This is a genomic window from Pseudoalteromonas sp. SR43-2, from assembly GCF_014163885.1.
GTDB lineage: Bacteria > Pseudomonadota > Gammaproteobacteria > Enterobacterales > Alteromonadaceae > Pseudoalteromonas > Pseudoalteromonas distincta.
In genome coordinates this window covers 16,667-35,354 of sequence record NZ_JACJED010000001.1, presented here as the reverse complement: position 1 = coordinate 35,354, position 18,688 = coordinate 16,667, and the positions used below count along the sequence as shown (strand labels likewise).

At 39.9% G+C, this 18,688-nt stretch carries 19 protein-coding genes; 11 read left to right on the top strand and 8 right to left on the bottom strand.

Going from position 1 to position 18,688, the window contains the following annotated elements:
• Window positions 1-60 precede the first annotated feature (60 nt).
• The gene (locus H5120_RS00165) at window positions 61-459 is read right to left on the bottom strand and encodes a thioesterase family protein (RefSeq protein WP_165729224.1); all 399 of its coding nucleotides are present in this window, start codon (window positions 457-459) and stop codon (window positions 61-63) included.
• Between the two features lie 84 nt (window positions 460-543).
• Here H5120_RS00165 and H5120_RS00160 point away from each other — a divergent pair, with 84 nt between their 5' ends.
• Window positions 544-2,661: a TonB-dependent receptor gene (locus H5120_RS00160; RefSeq protein ID WP_182673249.1), complete on the top strand. Its 2,118-nt coding sequence runs from the start codon at window positions 544-546 to the stop codon at window positions 2,659-2,661.
• A gap of 289 nt (window positions 2,662-2,950) precedes the next feature.
• Here the strand turns inward: H5120_RS00160 and epmA are convergent, their stop codons facing one another.
• Together epmA and efp are read right to left on the bottom strand one after the other, a co-directional pair.
• Window positions 2,951-3,925: an elongation factor P--(R)-beta-lysine ligase gene (gene epmA / locus H5120_RS00155; RefSeq protein WP_182673248.1), complete on the bottom strand. Its 975-nt coding sequence runs from the start codon at window positions 3,923-3,925 to the stop codon at window positions 2,951-2,953.
• Window positions 3,926-3,981: 56 nt separating this feature from the next.
• Window positions 3,982-4,548 carry an elongation factor P gene (gene efp, locus H5120_RS00150; RefSeq protein WP_024596699.1) on the bottom strand — a complete coding sequence of 189 codons (567 nt, stop codon included), beginning with the start codon at window positions 4,546-4,548 and terminating at the stop codon, window positions 3,982-3,984.
• Window positions 4,549-4,589: 41 nt separating this feature from the next.
• On the opposite strand from efp, the gene epmB reads away from it, so the two are divergent.
• Complete coding sequence (gene epmB, locus H5120_RS00145) at window positions 4,590-5,603, top strand: EF-P beta-lysylation protein EpmB (RefSeq protein WP_182673376.1); 1,014 nt, start codon at window positions 4,590-4,592, stop codon at window positions 5,601-5,603.
• Here epmB and H5120_RS00140 read toward each other — a convergent pair.
• Window positions 5,600-5,809 carry a hypothetical protein gene (locus H5120_RS00140; protein ID WP_182673247.1) on the bottom strand — a complete coding sequence of 70 codons (210 nt, stop codon included), beginning with the start codon at window positions 5,807-5,809 and terminating at the stop codon, window positions 5,600-5,602. The genes epmB and H5120_RS00140 overlap by 4 nt on opposite strands.
• A gap of 82 nt (window positions 5,810-5,891) precedes the next feature.
• Here H5120_RS00140 and H5120_RS00135 point away from each other — a divergent pair, with 82 nt between their 5' ends.
• Window positions 5,892-6,182 (top strand): hypothetical protein, encoded by a 291-nt coding sequence (locus H5120_RS00135; RefSeq protein WP_002960798.1) that lies wholly within the window; start codon window positions 5,892-5,894, stop codon window positions 6,180-6,182.
• Between the two features lie 48 nt (window positions 6,183-6,230).
• Here H5120_RS00135 and H5120_RS00130 read toward each other — a convergent pair whose 3' ends face one another.
• Window positions 6,231-6,722, bottom strand: coding sequence for a DUF3016 domain-containing protein (locus H5120_RS00130; protein WP_182673246.1), 492 nt, complete (start codon window positions 6,720-6,722; stop codon window positions 6,231-6,233).
• A gap of 276 nt (window positions 6,723-6,998) precedes the next feature.
• On the opposite strand from H5120_RS00130, the gene galE reads away from it, so the two are divergent.
• Entirely contained in the window at window positions 6,999-8,015 is a 1,017-nt protein-coding gene (gene galE / locus H5120_RS00125; protein WP_002960801.1) for a UDP-glucose 4-epimerase GalE, read from the top strand.
• Between the two features lie 169 nt (window positions 8,016-8,184).
• On the opposite strand, the gene H5120_RS00120 is transcribed toward galE, so the two are convergent.
• Together H5120_RS00120 and H5120_RS00115 are read right to left on the bottom strand one after the other, a co-directional pair.
• A complete protein-coding gene (locus tag H5120_RS00120) occupies window positions 8,185-8,865 on the bottom strand; it encodes a Fe2+-dependent dioxygenase (RefSeq protein WP_182673245.1) in 681 nt (226 codons plus the stop codon).
• Between the two features lie 89 nt (window positions 8,866-8,954).
• A complete protein-coding gene (locus H5120_RS00115; protein WP_182673244.1) occupies window positions 8,955-11,135 on the bottom strand; it encodes a TonB-dependent siderophore receptor in 2,181 nt (726 codons plus the stop codon).
• 217 nt (window positions 11,136-11,352) lie between these two features.
• Here H5120_RS00115 and H5120_RS00110 point away from each other — a divergent pair, with 217 nt between their 5' ends.
• From H5120_RS00110 to H5120_RS00085, 6 genes are read left to right on the top strand one after another with little or no spacing between them, the layout of a single operon-like run.
• Complete coding sequence (locus tag H5120_RS00110; protein ID WP_182673243.1) at window positions 11,353-12,126, top strand: DUF3450 family protein; 774 nt, start codon at window positions 11,353-11,355, stop codon at window positions 12,124-12,126.
• Window positions 12,126-13,451, top strand: a complete 1,326-nt coding sequence (locus H5120_RS00105) for a MotA/TolQ/ExbB proton channel family protein (protein WP_182673242.1) — start codon at window positions 12,126-12,128, stop codon at window positions 13,449-13,451. Before H5120_RS00110 ends, H5120_RS00105 begins: the two co-directional genes overlap by 1 nt.
• Window positions 13,444-13,824, top strand: coding sequence for a MotA/TolQ/ExbB proton channel family protein (locus H5120_RS00100; RefSeq protein WP_002960812.1), 381 nt, complete (start codon window positions 13,444-13,446; stop codon window positions 13,822-13,824). Before H5120_RS00105 ends, H5120_RS00100 begins: the two co-directional genes overlap by 8 nt.
• A 4-nt stretch (window positions 13,825-13,828) precedes the next feature.
• Window positions 13,829-14,233, top strand: coding sequence for a biopolymer transporter ExbD (locus H5120_RS00095; protein WP_002960813.1), 405 nt, complete (start codon window positions 13,829-13,831; stop codon window positions 14,231-14,233).
• Window position 14,234: 1 nt separating this feature from the next.
• Entirely contained in the window at window positions 14,235-14,891 is a 657-nt protein-coding gene (locus H5120_RS00090) for an energy transducer TonB (protein ID WP_182673241.1), read from the top strand.
• A gap of 19 nt (window positions 14,892-14,910) precedes the next feature.
• Window positions 14,911-16,338 carry a lipopolysaccharide assembly protein LapB gene (locus H5120_RS00085; RefSeq protein ID WP_182673240.1) on the top strand — a complete coding sequence of 476 codons (1,428 nt, stop codon included), beginning with the start codon at window positions 14,911-14,913 and terminating at the stop codon, window positions 16,336-16,338.
• Between the two features lie 449 nt (window positions 16,339-16,787).
• On the opposite strand, the gene zapE is transcribed toward H5120_RS00085, so the two are convergent.
• Window positions 16,788-17,897, bottom strand: coding sequence for a cell division protein ZapE (gene zapE / locus H5120_RS00080; protein ID WP_182673239.1), 1,110 nt, complete (start codon window positions 17,895-17,897; stop codon window positions 16,788-16,790).
• Between the two features lie 59 nt (window positions 17,898-17,956).
• Here zapE and rsuA point away from each other — a divergent pair, with 59 nt between their 5' ends.
• Complete coding sequence (rsuA, locus tag H5120_RS00075) at window positions 17,957-18,655, top strand: 16S rRNA pseudouridine(516) synthase RsuA (RefSeq protein ID WP_149593454.1); 699 nt, start codon at window positions 17,957-17,959, stop codon at window positions 18,653-18,655.
• Window positions 18,656-18,688 lie beyond the last annotated feature (33 nt).

Genomic DNA, 18,688 nt, shown 5'->3' with positions numbered 1-18,688 from the left:
ATGCATGTTTTAAATGTAAATTTTTGTTCTATGATAGTTCAAAAGTTATGCGATTAAGTACTAAGTTGCAGTTTTAAATACGTTATCTATTTGCTCAGGTAAAAACGGTCTACCTTTTTCATTAACAGACGTTCCTATAACCAGTGCATTAAGCATTACTTTTTCATCCCTTTTACGTATAACCGTTTGCTTAAACGCAAATTTTAAACGACTAATACGCTGCGGCTCCACAGCCACATAAAATTCATCACCTGGTAGTAGTGAATGTTTATAGTCCATTTCGCTGCGCATCACGACTAGGTTAATTTTATCTTTCGCTAATTGAGCAAAATCAATACCGTGTGCGTACAAGAATTCATGGCGAGCATGCTCTAAATAATTAAAATAAACACTGTTATTTACGATACCTTGTAAGTCACATTCGTAATCACGTACTTTGAAGTCAACTTTAAAGGTCATATTAGTAATCCTGATTATTTAACGTATAATTGCCGCGTTTATAGCACATGTGTTTAAATAATTGCTACCATACGAGTCCCTAAAATGGAGTTAAGTAACCCAATGAACTTACGTTTGTCTTTAATTACTGCCGCACTTTTACCGCTGCTTGGTGCACCAATTGCAGCTAACGCTGATGATAGCGACCTAGAAAGAATTGTTGTAACTGGCGATTTTCAGCGCGAAAGCATTCAAACTTTAAGCGCGAGTGCGAGCTTATTCAGCGAAGATGAAATTAATCAACGTGGTGCAAGTTACTTAGACGAAATGTTAGGCAGTACCGCCAATGTAAATTTTGCATCTGGTGCATCACGTGGTCGTTATATTCAAATTCGTGGCGTGGGACTTCGTTCACAATTTGTAGACCCTATTAATCCATCTGTGGGCTTAGTTATTGATGGTATTAATTATTCTGGCCTTGGTGGCAGCTCATTATTATTTGATATAGACCATGTAGAAATTTATCGTGGCCCACAAGGTACACGCTTTGGCGCAGACGGTATGGCCGGTATGATCCAAATGGGTTCAGCTAAAGCCACAAGCGATCCAAGTTTAAAATTACAAGTAGGTGCTGGCACGTACAACACACGTGAAGCAGGTATTGCAGCAAGCACTGGTTTAACAGATGACACTAGCGCACGCGTTAGCTACTTTCGCAGAAAGTCAGACGGTTACGTAGATAACTTGTACTTAAATGACGAAACACAAAATCAAGACGAACAAGTAGCCCGCTTTAAAATAAACAGTCAGCTTACAAAGCATTTAAATACTGAGTTAAACCTTCACTATATTGACATAAACAATGGTTACGATGCGTTTACGCTTGATAACAGCCGCAATAGTGTTGCCGATGAACCAGGCCAAGATAATCAAGAAAGCTACGCTATAGGTGTCAAGAATACTTACACGGGTTTTGACGCTTTTGATGTAAATCTAAACCTGTCGGCTATTGATACCGAATTACTTTACAGCTTTGACGAAGACTGGGTATGTAACGATACAAGTGAGCCAAAGTTATGTGCTGCTGGCTTACATCCAGATGGATACAGCTCAACTGATTTATACAGCCGCGATCGCGACGATCAGTCTGTAGATTTACAGTTTAATTCTAAAACGGGTAACTGGGTTGCGGGTATTTATTACCAAAACCGTGACGTTGATTTAGAGCGCCAATACACATGGTTAGCAAGCCCGTTTTCTTCAACTTACGAAACGAGTAACGTTGCAGTATATGGTCAAGTAGCGACTCCAATTGGCCCTAAAACAACATTAATTACAGGTTTACGTGTAGAGCAATACCAAGGCGACTACACCGATAGCAATGGCTTTATACAAGACACCGACGACGTAATGGTTGGCGGTAAAATAGTACTTGAATATCAAGTGATTGATCGCACTATGATCTACACCAGCATTACGCGTGGCTACAAAGCTGGCGGTATTAACTCAGAAGCGCTTGCTAAAGCCAAAGATGAAGGCTTAAACCTAAGCGCTGATTTTTTCCAGCAACACACCAGTTTCGACCCTGAATATTTATGGAGTGGCGAATTTGGTGTTAAAGGTTCATCACTTGATGACAAATTTACGCTTCGCTTAGCTGCATTTTACATGCACCGCGACGATATTCAGTTAAAAGCATGGCAAGTAGAAGGTCAGCAATTTACCGGTTATGTTGATAACGCAAGTTCTGGTAGCAACTACGGACTTGAAGTTGAAGGTAGTTACCAACTAACTGATAATCTATTTTTAACAGGTAGTGCTGGTTACTTAAACACTGAAATTGACGACTTTGTAACACAATCAGGCTTAAACCAAGACGGTCGTGAGCAAGCACAGTCACCTAAATACCAGTATGCGTTTACTGCACGTTACAACTTTACTAACGCATTTTACGGCATGGTTGGTATTGAAGGTAAGGACGATTACTACTTCTCAGATAGTCACAATTCACAAGCACCAAGCAGCAACTTAGTTAACTTAAGCTTTGGCTACGAAGCAGACATGTGGGCAGTTCGCGCGTGGGCTCGTAACGTGTTTGACGAGACAGTCCCTACACGTGGTTTTGAGTTTGGTAACGATCCACAAGATGGTTACACAACGCATACCTACACACAATTAGGTGAGCCTCGTGTTGCAGGTGTTACGTTTACACTTAATCTGTAAAGCACAGCCGTTGGCTTTCAAATGAAAGTTACAGCAAGCAAATAAAAACACCGCGTTTAATTTAAACGCGGTGTTTTTATTTGTAGGTAAGGTTTTATACCTCGCTTTTTATAAAGTTAAATTACACGAGCACGAAATAAATTCGCACCTACAGGTTTGCCGTAGGTTGTTGGGGTTGATGTTTATTGTAGGTGAGGTTTTATACCTCGCTTATTTATAAAGTTAATTTACATGAGCGCGCAATAAATTCGCACCTACAGGTTTTCCACCTACGCCTACAAGCTAAGCATTACGCTCTTTGCACATCAAACGCTATTACGTCTTTAATTTTCTCTTTATTTGTTGCGAGCATTACAAGCCTATCAATCCCCAAAGCCACTCCTGCGCACTGTGGTAATCCATGCTCCAGCGCTTTAATTAAACGCGTATCCATTGGCACTTGCTTTAAACCGTTTTCAGCGCGGTATGCGTTATCTTCATTAAAACGTTTAGCTTGCTCGCTGGCATTTGTGAGTTCGTTAAAGCCATTCGCCAATTCCATATTTTTGTAATAAAGCTCAAAGCGCCCTGCTACGCGTGTATCGTGTTCACAAATTTGTGCAAGTGCCGCTTGAGAAGCTGGAAAGTGATACACAAAACATGGCTTATCTTGTCCTATTGTGGGCTCCACTTTCATACAAAATAATAATTGCAGTAAGGTATCTTTATGCGTTTCATTTTGGGCTATATCAGCAAATCCATGCTCACACGCTAGTTGCTTTAATTGCTCTATATTTGCGGTTAACGGATCGAGTCCAAGTGCTTGTTCAAACGCTTGCTGATAGGTAAGCCTTGTTGCCGGCTCGACATCTAAAACAAGCCGCATTAGTTCATCCATTTCATCCATAAGTGCAAACTCATCAAAGCCTGGGCGATACCATTCAAGCATTGTAAATTCAGGATTGTGATGACTACCTGCTTCTTCATTTCTAAATGCTTTACAAAGCTGAAAAATAGCGCCTGAGCCTGCTGCTAACAAGCGCTTCATAGCAAACTCTGGAGATGTTTGTAAAAAAAGAGGAAGCCCACCTGCGTGCCCTGGACCTACAAATGTGGTGTTAAAACTGGCCAAATGCACATCGGTTACACTGGCACTGCTTAAGCTAGGAGTTTCTACTTCCATTACATTACGCGTATAAAAAAACTCACGAATGTTACGTAATATTGCTGCACGTTGTTTTAGTGTTTCAATGCTTGCGCTTGGGGCCCAAAGATCTGCTGACATATTTTCTCCAAAAAAAATCCCAGCTTAAGCTGGGATTTTATAAACAATGTTAAAGCTTACTTAACACGGCTTACGTATTCACCGTTACGAGTGTCTACTTTAATTACTTCGCCAATTTGTACAAATAATGGAACTCGTACTACAGCGCCTGTGCTAAGCGTTGCTGGTTTACCACCAGTACCCGCTGTATCACCCTTAAGGCCAGGATCTGTTTCAGTGATCTCAAGCTCAACAAAGTTAGGTGGTGTAACAGCAATAGGGCTGCCGTTCCATAATGTGATTGTACATAAATCATTTTCAACTAACCATTTAACTGCATCGCCTAGTGCTTTTTCGTCAGCAGCAATTTGCTCAAATGTTTCGTTGTTCATGAAATGCCAAAATTCGCCGTCTGTGTATAGATACGCTAAATCTGTATCCATTACATCAGCACCTTCAACTGATTCACCCGATTTAAAGGTTTTTTCAAGCACCTTACCAGAGATAAGTTTACGGATACGAACACGGTTAAACGCCTGACCTTTACCAGGTTTTACCATTTCATTTTCTAAGATACTGCAAGGCTCGCCGTCCATCATAATTTTTAGGCCGCCCTTGAACTCGTTGGTGCTATAATTCGCCATCGTTTCCTCTATTTATATTTTTTCGAGTAATCTACATGCCAATGATACAAAGAAATGAAGCAAATTTGCATAAAAACTGGCAAAAAGAATTAGCAAATGTAGTTACCTGCCCAAAAACCTTGCTTGAAATGGTCGGTTTATCGAGCCAAGTCCATGAAAACGACCTAAAAGCCCGCAGTTTATTTCCGGTACGCGTGCCTATCCCTTTTATAAAAAAAATACGCAAAGGCGATCCAAACGATCCTCTTTTATTGCAAGTCATGCCACGCCATCAAGAATTTTTAACTAAGTCGGGTTTTAATAAAGATCCCCTACTTGAGCAAGACAACTCCCAACCAGGCCTTTTACATAAGTATAAATCGCGTGTTTTAGTGATGTTTAAAACCGGCTGCGCGGTAAATTGTCGTTACTGCTTTAGACGCCACTTTCCGTATCAAGAAAACCAGCTTAATAAAAAAAGCCTGCTTGATGCACTGAGTTATATAAAATCAGATTCCAATATAAACGAAGTGATTTTAAGTGGTGGCGACCCGCTAATGGCCAAAGACGATGCAATAAGCTGGTTTTTAGATGAGCTTGAGCAATTACCACAAATTAAACGAATGCGAATTCATAGCCGTTTACCTGTTGTTATTCCTGCACGTATTACCAATGAGTTATGTGAGCGATTAGCAAAATCGCCATTAAAAATTATTTTTATTAATCACATAAACCACGCCAACGAAATAGATTCCGATTTTAAAGCAGCTATGCAAAAGCTTAAACAAGCAAATGTCACGCTATTAAACCAAGCTGTAATTTTAAAAGATGTGAATGATACTGTTGATGCGCAAATAAATTTAAGCGAAGCGTTATTTGATGCCGACGTACTGCCGTATTATTTGTATTTGCTAGATAAGGTTGAAGGCGCAAGTCACTTTGATATTAACGAAGAAGACGCTATAAAAATAATGGCAGAACTATTAAAAGCCCTGCCTGGATTTTTAGTGCCTAAATTAGTGAGAGAAATAGGTGGTCAAAAAAGCAAAACACCTGTCGATCTTAAGCTAATTTAAACATATATATTTACGTTGTTACCCAATGATGCAGTTACCGACTTAGCCAGTGTTTGTGCACTCGACGATTGTGCAGCACCTTCAATAAGTGCAAGTGCTGCTGCACCATCAGCTAGTTGCTGCTTTTTAGATAAAGCAGCGCTATAAAGCTCACTGCCTTGTCCTGAACCAGACATAGCTGGTAAATTTCCACCTGATATATTCATAATTATAAGCCTTAATCAACCTGACTTTTAAATGTAATCCACGTATTATGTCGGCCATGCAGCACAAAGCTTTAGGAAAACCATGGATTCTATAATTGAACAACTCAACACTAACTTAAAAATTGTTTATCGTCAGGCACTTGATGCCGATAAAAAATTAGACGAATTACAACAACAAGGCCATGGCAAATTTAAAGCCTTATTTGCACAAGATGCCGGTTTTAGCTTTGAAGCCAAACGCTTTAAGCCGTATGTTCTTGACGTAGCCGCTGACGTTGAAAGCTTATCTAACGATGGCTTTGATGAAGAAAAACTTAAAACAACCGTTATTAAGTTACAGCAAATACTCACGCTGTTAGCTACTTTTAAGTAAAGCTTAAAAAGCAAAAAAGCCGCTATTTAGCGGCATTCTTATTTTAAGTTAATCTAAACTTGGTAATATTTGCTCACCAAACCACTGCGTTAATAAGCGTTTTTCGTAATATAGTGATTCTTCGCGGCCCATTTTAATTTTATCCATAAAGCCCATATCTTTGAGCTCCACATCAGTATCTTTACTAAGCACGGTACCGTCGTTATCGGTTAACGAATAATTAAGCTTAATTCGTGGAAAGTATATTGGTTTTACTACACGAATTTCCTCCATACCACCATAACGCACATCTCCCGCTAAATCTAAATCAGTAAACTCTACGTTTAACTTATAATCTTTTGGTAGTTGCTCAGCTAATTTAGACATATGTTTTTCAAAACTTGCCGCAATACTTTTGTGATACGAGCCCTTAGCTTGGTTAGACGCTCGCACATCACGATAATCATTAAAGTCATTCCATTTAACAACAGACTCACCAGCATGGGCAAGCGCAGGTAATGCGATACACATTGTTGTTGCTATTTTTTTAACTAAATTCATATCTTTCTCCAAAGAGGTAACCAATCACAAAAGTGTGGATTGGAGTAAACCTAGCACTAGCTATTACTAAAGCTATTTTAGCACTTGTTTATTAACTATAACTTAATCTTACGAATCAAGTGTTACTTGTTTTGCACAAAATGTAATCAAAAGTATTTAATGTGCTGATATCAAAAAAATACGATTAAAATCATATAAATTACAGATAAAACATGTAAATCACCTCTATTTATGGTGAAATTAACTTAATTGATAAAAGGTACCCACGGAGCTTTCATGACTATTTTAGTAACCGGTGGCGCAGGCTATATTGGCTCGCACACTGTTTTAGAACTTTTACAGCAAGGTAACGATGTTGTTGTTATTGATAATTTAAGTAACTCATCACAAGAATCACTTGCGCGCGTAAAAAATATAACAGGTAAAGAAGCCACTTTTTACCAAGGCGATATTCTCGATAAACCCTTTTTAGATTCAGTATTTGCAAAACACACGGTTGATAGTGTTATACATTTTGCGGGTTTAAAATCAGTAGGCGAGTCGGTTGCAAAGCCAGTTGAGTACTATCAAAACAACGTTCAAGGTACGCTTACGCTTGTTGATGCGATGCGCGATGCGGGTGTATTTAAATTGGTATTTAGCTCGTCAGCCACGGTTTACGGCGACCCTGCAAGCTTACCAATCAAAGAAGATTTCCCTGTAGGCGGTACAACCAACCCTTACGGCACATCTAAGTTAATGGTTGAAATGATGCTACAAGATATCGCTAAATCAGATGAGCGCTTTGCGTTTGCTATTTTGCGTTACTTTAACCCAGTGGGTGCACATGAGTCGGGCTTAATTGGTGAAGATCCTAATGGTATTCCAAACAATCTTTTACCGTTTATCGCACAAGTAGCGGTAGGTAAATTAAAGCAACTCGCTGTATTTGGTGATGACTACGACACAGTTGATGGCACCGGTGTGCGCGACTATATACATGTTGTAGATTTAGCGATTGGTCATTTAAAAGCGCTTGATAAAATTGCCAGCAGTACGGGTGCATTAGTTTATAACCTAGGTACTGGTAATGGTTACTCTGTACTACAAATGGTTAATGCATTTATTAAAGCAAGCGATCAGGCTGTACCCTATCAGGTTTCACCTCGCCGCCCTGGTGATATTGCAGCGTGTTATGCAGCGCCAGAAAAAGCACTTAATGAACTTGGCTGGGAAGCCGTGCGCGGTATTGATGAAATGATGCAAGATACCTGGCGCTGGCAGTCAAATAACCCTAACGGTTATAAGGGTTAAGTAAAACAAGCTTTGCGCTTACAATAAGTGCGCGGCATCAAGCCGCGCATACCGAGCATTTAAAACACCGAATTCAATTTTATGGCTGCGTCGTAGGCGTAGAGCTTACTCACGCGAAAAGCGCAGCTTTTAATTACTTATATCCAATATTTAATAACGAGTATCTTCGTTATGTCTGTGCCCACTGTCTTAGTAAGTTATGGTACACACCTGTTAATTGAATAATCTCTGGGCTATCTTCTACTTTGCTGCGCAAACTTTGAATCGACATATCTAAATCAAATAACAAACCACGTTTTTCGTCGCTGTTTACCATGCTTTGCATCCAAAAAAATGAGGCTAATCTGCGCCCACTCGTTACTGGCATTACACGATGTAAACTCGTTGAAGGGTATAACACCATACTGCCTGCGGGCAGCTTTACACTGTGTGAGCCATAAGTGTCTTCAATAACAAGTTCACCGCCCTCATAGTCTTCAGGATCGTTAATAAATAACGTCATTGATACATCTGTACGAATTTTTACTGGCGTACCCGGCACTTGTCTAATTGCATTATCTACATGTACACCAAACGATTGCCCGCCTTGATAGCAATTAAATAACGGAGGAAAAATTTTTGCAGGAAGTGCAGCCGACATAAACAAATTACTACGCGCAAGTGCTGCCATAATAATATCGCCAAGCTCTTGGCATTCAGGACTATTTTCAGGTAGCTGTAAGTTATTTTTTGCTTTGGTTGATTGATGACCTGCGGTAATACTGCCATCGGCCCACTGCGCTTTAAGCAAAACCTCATGGCAATACGCCACTTCTTCTTTCGTTAATAGCTCTGGAATTTTAACTATCATGTGCGCCCTCTCACATTTTCATCAAATAATTAAGGGCAGGTAATAGGCCTGCCCTTATGCTTACTTTTGTTTTTTAATTTGTTTTAAAATTAAAAAGAGTAGCTCGCTGTTAAACTAAACTTACGACCATCACCTGGTACAAAGTGTCCACCACCTAACTGATCAACGTAATCTTTATCACCTAGGTTTTCACCATTAAGCTGCAGGCTCAAATCTTTTGATATGTCATACGCAACCATCAGGTCAAAAATAGTATAACCTGGCGCACGAGAGCGTGTTGACGTAGTGCCGTTGTAACGCTCACCTACATACTGCGCACCTAAACCAAACGATAACTTATCCGACATATCGTACGTAGTCCAAACACTCGCGCTATTTTTAGGCGTACGTGCAAGCTCGTTACCAATTTGAGTTGCGTCGTCGCCTAATGCTTTAGTTACTTCGCTATCTTGGTAAGTGTATGAAGCAATTACAGTCCACTCTTTAGTAATTAGGCCTGTTGCTGAAAGCTCTAAACCTTGTACACGCTGTTCACCACCAAGTATTTCGTCACTTGAGCTATCTGCAAATGGGTCATCAGTACGGGCATTGGTTTTTTCAGTACGGAAAAGTGCAGCATTAGTTTGCAGGCGGCCATCCATTAGGCTCCATTTAGTTCCTAATTCATAACTGCGGCTTTCTTCTGCGTCTAAATCAGCTGCATTTGAACGCGTAGATACCGTTAGGCTTTCCGCCGATGGGTTAAATGAATTACCTGCGCCTAAATATACACTGCCATTTTCTGTAGGTTTATAAACTACAGCTGCATTCCAGCTAAATAAATCGTCACTTGTCGAAATTAAAGCGCTTGGATCATTGTAATCGTTGTGATAATCCGTAGTGAAGCTATCAAAGCGAATTCCACCTGTAACTTCCCATTGCTTGTTAAGCGTCACTGTATCAAATGCATAAATAGCTTGGTTTTTAGCTTTAGCTTCAATGCTTGTACCGTCACGGCCGTACACACCCGTAAACGCAATTGTTGCATCAGGGTTGTATAAGTCGTTACGTATTCCATCTTCAATTAAGTTATCAGGCGTAGTGGCAACAAAGTTATGGCGTGTAAACGTTTCATTTGCAAGTTCAACACCCACTACAACATCGTGAGTAAAGCCAGCAAATTCATAGTTACCAATTAAATCAACTTGAAGTGCAGCAAGTGAATTTTCAGTATCACGTGTTTTTTCATCTGCAAAGGTAATGTCAGTGTCTGTTGTAACCGAGAAATAACGCGGTGCAGTTGTTACTGATTCACGTTTTACTTTACCTAAACGACCTTGCACACGTAACGTAGTATTTTGAGAAAAATCATACTCATAACGAGCTGTTGTTGAGTAAGCTTCAATATCTTCGTAATCACGGTAAATATTACCGTAAAAGTTATCAAAATCGACAGGAGAAGGTGAGCGCGCGCTATCTGCAAGTTCAGCTACTGGCGTATCGCTGTAAACCCAAGGAATACCATAATCAGGTAAATTGTCTTGGCGTTGATACTCTAGGTTTAAATCAAAACGGCTGTTTGTACCAAGCCCTGTTGCAAATGCAAACGCAACAGCATTTGTTTCATTTTCAACATGATCGCGACCTGCAACATCACCTTTATCAGTAAGAAGATTGATACGTAGTGCGCTTGTATCGTTTACTTGAATGTTAGTATCAAAACGACCACGGTAATCGTTTTCTGTACCTAAACGTAGAGAAACGTCGTTAAAGTTGTCTAACTTCGCCTTTTTACTTTCTAAATTAACACTACCACCTGTTGCGCCACGACCAGAAACTGCAGAGCCTGGGCCTTTTGCAACTTCAACGGCTTCAATGTTGTAAATATCACGTGTGTAACCTGCAACATCACGAATACCATCAACAAAAATATCATTTGTTGCACTAAAACCACGAATCGACATGCTATCGCCAGTAGGTGAGCCACCCTCACCTGCTGCTAAAGAAATACCTGAAACATTACGCAAAGCATCACGTAGGCTATCTACGTTTCTGTCTTTCATTACCGCTTGGTTGATTACTGTTACCGTTTTAGCTGTATCGAGTAGCGGTTGAGTGTATTTATGCGACGTTGATTTTTCTACAACATAACTAGACTCAGTTTTAGTTTCTGCTTTGGTTACCGATAGTTCTTGAACATCCTGTGCACTTGCCCAAGTTGAAAGCGTAGCTGTAACAACCGCTGCAATTGGCTTCACGTACGCATTTCCTTTATTCGATGGCTTACTCATGGTTACTCCGTAGTTTTTATTAAGCACTTAACTATTGTTAATTTAAGGTACATATTTAATTTCGGCGAAATCCTACCACTCAAACAACTCAATGTAAACGATAACTGTTATCAATTGCATTATTATGTGAATTCCTATATTGTATACACACTCAAAAATTAACAGTAATTACGTCCTTGTAATTGCTTGTCGTAACTTTCAGGATTGTTGTTAAGTAATGCGAAGCTTAATTAAACCAATTAGCGTAGTTATCGCGCTTTGTAGCACTATGGCAGTAAAAGCCGACACTGTTAGTGAGCTAGAACAACTCGTTAATAAATGGCTACAAATAGAAAATCAAAACACAGAATTAAATACTCATTGGCTTGAACAAAAAAGCAGTATGGAGCAAACCTTAACGCTTCTTAATGCCGAGCAGCAGCAACTTAGCGAGCTTAATCAGCGTAGAAAAAAAAGCACCAGTGAACTTGCCCAAAAACGCGAACAGCTTGTAACTCAGCAATCAGAACTTGAAAATGATCAACAGCAATTAAATGATCAACTAGCACGTATTTCTCAGCAATTACTTTCATTACAAGTGCAATTACCTCCGCCACTATTAAACAGTTGGAAAAATGCAGGTGATTTAAGCGATTCAAAACTCAGTACAACTGACAGATTACAAACAGCGCTCAAAATGCTGACTCTACTTAATGATTTTCAACAGCGTATTTCTATTCACGAAATGGCTATTAAACACCCTGACGGGCAAGAAGTGTGGGTAAAGCAGCTTTACTTAGGTGCAGCTCAAGCATGGTTTGTAAGCGAAGATTTAAGTTATGTAGGTATTGGTTTTCCAAGTGACTTAGGTTGGCAGTGGGAGTTTGATTCAAGCATTAATGCAGAACAAGTTGCACTGGGTATTGCTGTACAGCAAAAAAAGCGCGCTGCTGATTGGGTAACACTCCCAATATTAAGTTATGTAAATAAAAACCAGCAAGGGGCTAAATAATGGCTACTAACAGCATAATTAAAGTATTTAGCGCCACAGTGTTACTTTTTAGTGCAAACATATCTTTTGCAGCTAGCAGTGATGATGCTAAGCAAAGTATTTTAAGTGATATTAAAACAGCGCAGCGTACTCTAAGTAAAACTCAAAATAGCATTTCAAAAGAGCAAGCGACCCTTGCAAAGCAAATTTTTACCAAGCAGCAATCGCTCAGTAAATTACGCGAACAAGCAGCCGTTAATCGCCGCCTAGCTGACGAAAACACATTAAGCCTTGATCAGTTACAAACCCGATTAGACACTTGGCAACAGCAGCAGCAATATCAATTAAACTTACTTAGCCGTTTTGTACGCCAAAATACCAGCAATAGTGCTAGCAGTAACGAGTCGGCTAATAGCCAAAACGAGTTATTAAGCCGTGTTGTATCGCTAATTAATAATCAAGAGCAGGCACTTTATCCACAGTTAAAAAAACAATCGGTTGTGCTAAGTAATGGCGAATTAAGCCAAGCTAATACCCTTCAAGTCGGGCCTGTTGCATGGTTTAGTACGCAAACACCTAAACTTATGGGTTTATTAAATTTAGATGATGAATCTAATGCATTAAAAGTAGCGTTAGTACAATCAACAAGTGACGACAACCCACTCGATAATACTTTAAAGCAAAACGGTGTAGGCTCTACATTACTTACTTTTGATCCTAGTTTAACGCACTTAGTAACTAGCCAAGCCCAACAAGAAAGTCCGCTTGAACACCTAGAAAAAGGCGGTTTATGGGCTATCCCTATTATTTTATTTGCCTGCTTTGCACTTACCATTGCGCTATTAAAAGCCGCACAGCTACTGCGTTTAAGTAAAATTAAAATGCACTCTCAAATGCAATTACAGCAACTTTTTAAAGCTGAAAATAGCAGTGAATTTTCAGGTATGCAGCAGCAGCTATTTAACTTAACGCTGCAAAGCGAAAAAGGCCAAGTACGAGACGATCAATTATTTAATCAGTTAATTCATGATAAGCATAAACTCGATAACTTTATTGGCGCTATTGCCGTTACTGCAGCAGTAGCCCCACTACTTGGGTTATTAGGCACTGTTAGCGGCATGATCGAAACATTTAAAATGATGACCTTGTTTGGCTCAGGCGACCCAGAAGTTGTATCGGGCGGTATTGCACAAGCACTTATAACAACCGAACTGGGTTTAGTCGTTGCTATACCAGCACTCGTTTTAAATGCACTGTTATCGCGTAAAGCAAAAGCGTATTACAGCCAACTAGAAGGCTTTGCATTACAGCTAAGCCAACTAGAAAAAGGAGATAACAATGTTTGAAAAAATAGTTAGTAACCCTATTTGCTGGTGTATTCTTTTACTCGCTTTATTTGTATACCAGCTGATTTTTCATGACTTACTGCACCTTAAACAATACCAAGCGCAGCGCAAAGGTTATTGGCAAGAAGTTAGCTCTATTTTAACTGCAGCGCTTCCGCTACTTGGTTTATTAGGCACCATTGTTGGTTTGCTTGATACATTTAAAGTAATGGCGCTGGGCCATAACGAGTTAATGAGTGACGCCATTGGTGATGCATTGCTAACAACTCAACTTGGTCTTGTGTGCGCTATTCCTGCGTGGTTAATGCAAGCTTACTTAGCGTATTCGCAGCGTAATCCTAAATTACATACATTAAGTAAACAGTTAGGGTAACACTATGCAATCACGATTAAAGCACAAGCTAGAGCAAGAAGCGGGGCAACATATTGATATGTCGCCGCTACTTGATGTGGTATTTATATTGCTAATATTTTTTATTGTTACAACCGTATTTGTACGCGAAAGCGGCGTTGAGGTTGATAAACCACAAGCCGTATCGGCCAGTCGTCTTGAGCAGCAAGTTATATTTTTAGCAATAACCGACAACCAACAAGTATTTTTTGATGGCGGCCAAATTGGTGTTGCCGGTGTACGTAGTAGTGTCGAGCAAATGTTAAAACAGCAACAACGCCCTGTGGTTATTCAAGCTGATAAAACAGTACCTACTGAATTACTTGTTCAAGTAATTGACGAAGCAAAGCTGGCAGGCGCAGCGCAAGTTAACTTAGCTACGAAACAATAATATGCACACGATTAACCCGCTTCAAAAAACAAAAAACAATCGCCATCCGCTGTTTGCATTTGGCCTTAGCCTCATTGTGCTTAGTGCTGCATTACTGCTTTTATGGCTTGGGCAACTTGCAGAACATCATATAAAAGACAAAGTGGTTGTACGTGAGATTGCCATGGTGGCACTGCCACCTCCCCCTCCTCCATCTATATCGCAACAGCAAACAAATGAGCCAATGCAAAGCTTAGCGGTAGAAGGTGCCGGCGCGTCAATCCAAGCCGTAAAAATTAAGATAAACAGTGATTTAAGTATTGTAAAACCCGATACACCCAACGTAAAAGTAAGCGCGCCACAATGGCAATCAATGAGTGTAAATTGGGATGCATTTAGCTTAAATCAACTCGATGGTCTCCCAACTTTACTTACTCCCGTCAAGGCAGTTTTACCAAAAAGCTTAACCCGCCGAGGTGTTGATGTATTTACTGTAAAACTCGATGTATTTATTGATGAAAGTGGCAAGTTAAGTTTAATTGAGGTAGTACAAAACCCATACCCTGAACTTAAACCAGCTATCGACAAAATTATTAAACAAAGCCGCTTTAGTGCACCTAAAAAAGAAGGTGAAACCGTACGCGCTCGCTTTATTTGGCCAATCGAATTTAAACCTTAAGCCTATTAAAATGAAAAACATGAATATATTTAAAACGCTAAAACCATTAACTTTTGCACTGTTTACGACTGTAATGTGCTCACTCCCTTTATTAGGTGTAAGTAGCGTGCATGCAAGCGCTGCTAGTACGTCATTAAAAAGTGCGCCACTAAAAGTAACTTTATCGCCTAGCGATCCAACATGGCAGTTGGCTATAAATAATAAATTACTAGGCCCTACAGAGGTCCTTATTGAGCCGACCGAGCGCGGTTTTGCTCGCCAAGTACAACCATTATTACAAGCCGGTAATTACAGTGAAGTTGCGGCGCTATTTAAAGGCCGAGATATAAGCCAAGATAGCACTGCTTTAAACTTATTACGTGCACAAGTACTGCTTTCAACAAAAGACTTTAATAACGCTGAACTAGCTTACCTAGCGTGTTTAAAAGCTTCACCTGATTTAGTAAAAGCACACCAAGGTTTGAGCCTTTTATACATGCAACAAGCAAAGTATGACAAAGCACAAACACACCTAGTTCACAGTATTGAACTAGGCCAAGCTGACGCACAAAGTTATGCGCAACTTGCTTATATACACGTGCAGCATAGCCAACCTTGGAGCGCAGTAGCGGCGTACCGCCAGGCGCTAATGCTAGCGCCAGAAACAAGCCAATATCAACAAGGTCTATTGTTTGCGTTAATTGAATCGGGTGATTTAAGTCAGGCAAGTGCATTACTAAAAGAATTACTTAATAAAAGCCCTGATAAAGCTGAACTTTGGCTGCAACGTGCACAAATAGCATTACAGCTTGATCAAAAAAAGCAAGCGCTTGCTGCTATTGAAGTGGCCTTAAAACTCAACCCTAAAGATACCAGTAACCAGCTTTTAGCAGCCCAGCTGCATTTAAGTGAAGGCAGCACTGAACGCGCTGTGAGTTTATTAAAGCAAGGTTTAAAACACGCCACTAAACAGCAGCAAGTTGAGGTTATTAATACCACGATGCAAACTTTAGGCTGGCTTGTATCTCAACAAAAATGGGATTTAGCTAAAGAGCTAATAGGCAGCGCAAAAAGATTAACTAAGCAGCTACCCCGTGATGAACAAGCGCAGTTTTCTGTATACAGCGCACAAATTGCTATGCAACAAGGTAATACTAAACGTGCTCTTAAAAGCTTAAATAATGCACTTAAAATAAACCCGAATTTAGGTGATGCCCTACTTAGTTTAGCAAGTATATATCGTAGTAAAGGTCAACTTACCCAAGCTAAACTTATGTATGTTCGTGCACAAGCTCTGCCTGATTACCAACTATCGGCGTGGCTTGGATTATCGCAAATAGCAATTGATTCTAAAGACTACCCGAGTGCGCTAAAGCATCTTAGAAAAGCATTACAAGCCAACCCACAACGTCAGGACTTAATTACTAATATTCGCGCCCTTGAGAATATAGTGCGCCAAGAAGGGTAAGTTTAACGCCGTGGTTAAATTTACTTGTATAAGCGCAGCTTGCTGGCGTGACGCGCAAAGCTCGTAATTTCTATGTTTTAATGTCTTCTCATTTACTCCTCTTTGTGCAATAAGATCTTAAGTGATTTATTCACAAAGAGGTTTAGAGGGCGCTGCGCTTTAGTGAAGTAAAAATACATGATTACTGTTGTTTTATGTCCTCTCATTTACTCCTCTTTTACTTCTCTTTGTGCGATAAGTTTTTAGATAATTTATTCACAAGGAGGTTTAGAGGGCGCTTCGCTTTAGAGAAGTAAAAATACATAATTACTATTGTTTTATGTCTTCTCATTTACTCCTCTTTTGCTTCTCTTTGTGCAATAAGATCTTAAGTGATTTATTCACAAAGAGGTTGAGAAGGCGCTGCGCTTTTCGCGTGAGCAAGCTCGTTTACAATATATATTAAAGCGTTACCAATTTTGCATTTCGACTATGCGTGATTGCGTGCGCGCATATTCAAAGCTCAACTTTTTACCTTTATACAAATGTTCAATGTCGGTTTGCGCATTTATTACTAGCAATTTATGGCAATCGTAAAATTCATCGACTAAGGCAATGAAGCGCCGTGCTTCGTCGTCAAAAGTATGCTCATCAAGTGTTTGTTTTTCGCGTTGGTAGCTATCTTCTATACCGTGAACAATAACTTTACCCGTTGCTTTAACACCCATTTGCGGCACGTTCGATACATATAACACATCAAATTGCGTTGCTAAAAACATATAATCGTTAGCACTACGCGGGCCGGAGCATAGAGCCATAAAATCAATCATCAAGGCATTATCTGCTTTTAATAAATAGGGTAAATCGCGGCCATGCACAGTAATTGCATTGCTACATGTTACAACCGGATACGAAGCTAAAAACTCATTTTGAAAATCGCGTTTAGGTAAATTAATAAAATAGTGACGACTGTTTTTACCATATCTAAAACGGTGATCGTCCTCCCCTGCCACGTTAATTACATGGCAATGGTTATTAATTAAATCGATAGTAGGTAAAAATCGCGCTCGTTGTAGGCCGTTGTAATAAAGCAGCTCTGGCTTTGCGTTCGATGTGGCCACCAGCACAACACCTTGTTCAAACAACGCATTGAACAATCTGGACATAATCATGGCATCGCCAATGTCGCTCACAAAAAACTCGTCAAAACACAGTACTCGAATATTTTTAGCCCACTGTTTTGCAATTAGAATAAGTGGATTTTTTTGACCTTGTAGCTGCAAAAGTTGGGTATGCACTTGTGCTATAAAATGATGAAAATGCAGCCGCTGCTTTTGCTCAATAGGTAGGTTTTTATAAAATAAATCCATTAACATGGATTTACCACGCCCTACGGGTCCATATAAATAAATGCCTTTTATTAAGGGCGCTTTTTGCCACCATGATGTGTGAGCTTGAAGTTGCTCGCTTAGCGTATTTAAAGCTTCCACCGCATTTTGCTGCGCTGCATCAAAACATAGTTCACCTGTGTCTATTTTTGCTTGGTAAAGGCTTAAAATTTGTGTGCTGTGCACTGTCATGGTATTTCACTATCGGCTATAATCGCGCCCATTGTAGCCGACTAAAAATGTGAACCAAAATGAAATTCCCTTGCCGCTTAGATAAATTTATTAGCCACTTAGCTGAAATACCGCGCACGCAAGCTCGCGCTAGCATTAAGCGAAAAGAAGTAAGCGTTAATGGCGAAGTAATCACATCACATAATTTTCAGCTAGCCCAGCAAGATGAAGTATTGCACCAAGGTGCACCTTTGGTATTTTTAGGTAAGCGCTATTACATGTTAAATAAACCTGTTGGCTATGTATGCGCTAACAGCGACGAGCTACATAAAACTGTTTTTGACTTACTTGATGAGCCAAATATGAGCGACTTTCACGTAGCAGGTCGCCTTGATATAGATACCACCGGGTTAGTTATTATTACTAATGATGGCGATTGGTCACATAAAATTACGTCGCCTAAAAGCAATAAATTTAAAACCTACCTAGTCGAAACTCAAGAACCGATTACCGATGAAGCACTTGAGCAATTACGCACAGGTGTCATGCTGCATAACGAAAAAGATTTAACCCGCCCAGCTATTGCCGAACGACTTGCTAATTACGGACTGCGTTTATCAATAAGTGAAGGAAAGTATCATCAAGTTAAGCGTATGCTTTACGCGGTAGATAACAAAGTGGTTGAGTTACATCGCGAGCAGATTGCGGGGATTACCCTAGATGAAAACTTGGCCAGTGGTGAATATCGATTATTAACACCCGAAGAAATTAAGTTATAAAAGCGCTTCAAAGGAGCTAAGGCTTGGACTATT

Bases quoted from the DNA above. Each gene is read 5' to 3' on its own strand.
- H5120_RS00165 (WP_165729224.1), bottom strand. From the start codon at position 459: ATGACCTTTAAAGTTGACTTCAAAGTACGTGATTACGAATGTGACTTA.
- H5120_RS00160 (WP_182673249.1), top strand. From the start codon at position 544: ATGGAGTTAAGTAACCCAATGAACTTACGTTTGTCTTTAATTACTGCC.
- epmA (WP_182673248.1), bottom strand. From the start codon at position 3,925: ATGTCAGCAGATCTTTGGGCCCCAAGCGCAAGCATTGAAACACTAAAA.
- efp (WP_024596699.1), bottom strand. From the start codon at position 4,548: ATGGCGAATTATAGCACCAACGAGTTCAAGGGCGGCCTAAAAATTATG.
- epmB (WP_182673376.1), top strand. From the start codon at position 4,590: ATGATACAAAGAAATGAAGCAAATTTGCATAAAAACTGGCAAAAAGAA.
- H5120_RS00140 (WP_182673247.1), bottom strand. From the start codon at position 5,809: ATGAATATATCAGGTGGAAATTTACCAGCTATGTCTGGTTCAGGACAA.
- H5120_RS00135 (WP_002960798.1), top strand. From the start codon at position 5,892: ATGGATTCTATAATTGAACAACTCAACACTAACTTAAAAATTGTTTAT.
- H5120_RS00130 (WP_182673246.1), bottom strand. From the start codon at position 6,722: ATGAATTTAGTTAAAAAAATAGCAACAACAATGTGTATCGCATTACCT.
- galE (WP_002960801.1), top strand. From the start codon at position 6,999: ATGACTATTTTAGTAACCGGTGGCGCAGGCTATATTGGCTCGCACACT.
- H5120_RS00120 (WP_182673245.1), bottom strand. From the start codon at position 8,865: ATGATAGTTAAAATTCCAGAGCTATTAACGAAAGAAGAAGTGGCGTAT.
- H5120_RS00115 (WP_182673244.1), bottom strand. From the start codon at position 11,135: ATGAGTAAGCCATCGAATAAAGGAAATGCGTACGTGAAGCCAATTGCA.
- H5120_RS00110 (WP_182673243.1), top strand. From the start codon at position 11,353: ATGCGAAGCTTAATTAAACCAATTAGCGTAGTTATCGCGCTTTGTAGC.
- H5120_RS00105 (WP_182673242.1), top strand. From the start codon at position 12,126: ATGGCTACTAACAGCATAATTAAAGTATTTAGCGCCACAGTGTTACTT.
- H5120_RS00100 (WP_002960812.1), top strand. From the start codon at position 13,444: ATGTTTGAAAAAATAGTTAGTAACCCTATTTGCTGGTGTATTCTTTTA.
- H5120_RS00095 (WP_002960813.1), top strand. From the start codon at position 13,829: ATGCAATCACGATTAAAGCACAAGCTAGAGCAAGAAGCGGGGCAACAT.
- H5120_RS00090 (WP_182673241.1), top strand. From the start codon at position 14,235: ATGCACACGATTAACCCGCTTCAAAAAACAAAAAACAATCGCCATCCG.
- H5120_RS00085 (WP_182673240.1), top strand. From the start codon at position 14,911: ATGAATATATTTAAAACGCTAAAACCATTAACTTTTGCACTGTTTACG.
- zapE (WP_182673239.1), bottom strand. From the start codon at position 17,897: ATGACAGTGCACAGCACACAAATTTTAAGCCTTTACCAAGCAAAAATA.
- rsuA (WP_149593454.1), top strand. From the start codon at position 17,957: ATGAAATTCCCTTGCCGCTTAGATAAATTTATTAGCCACTTAGCTGAA.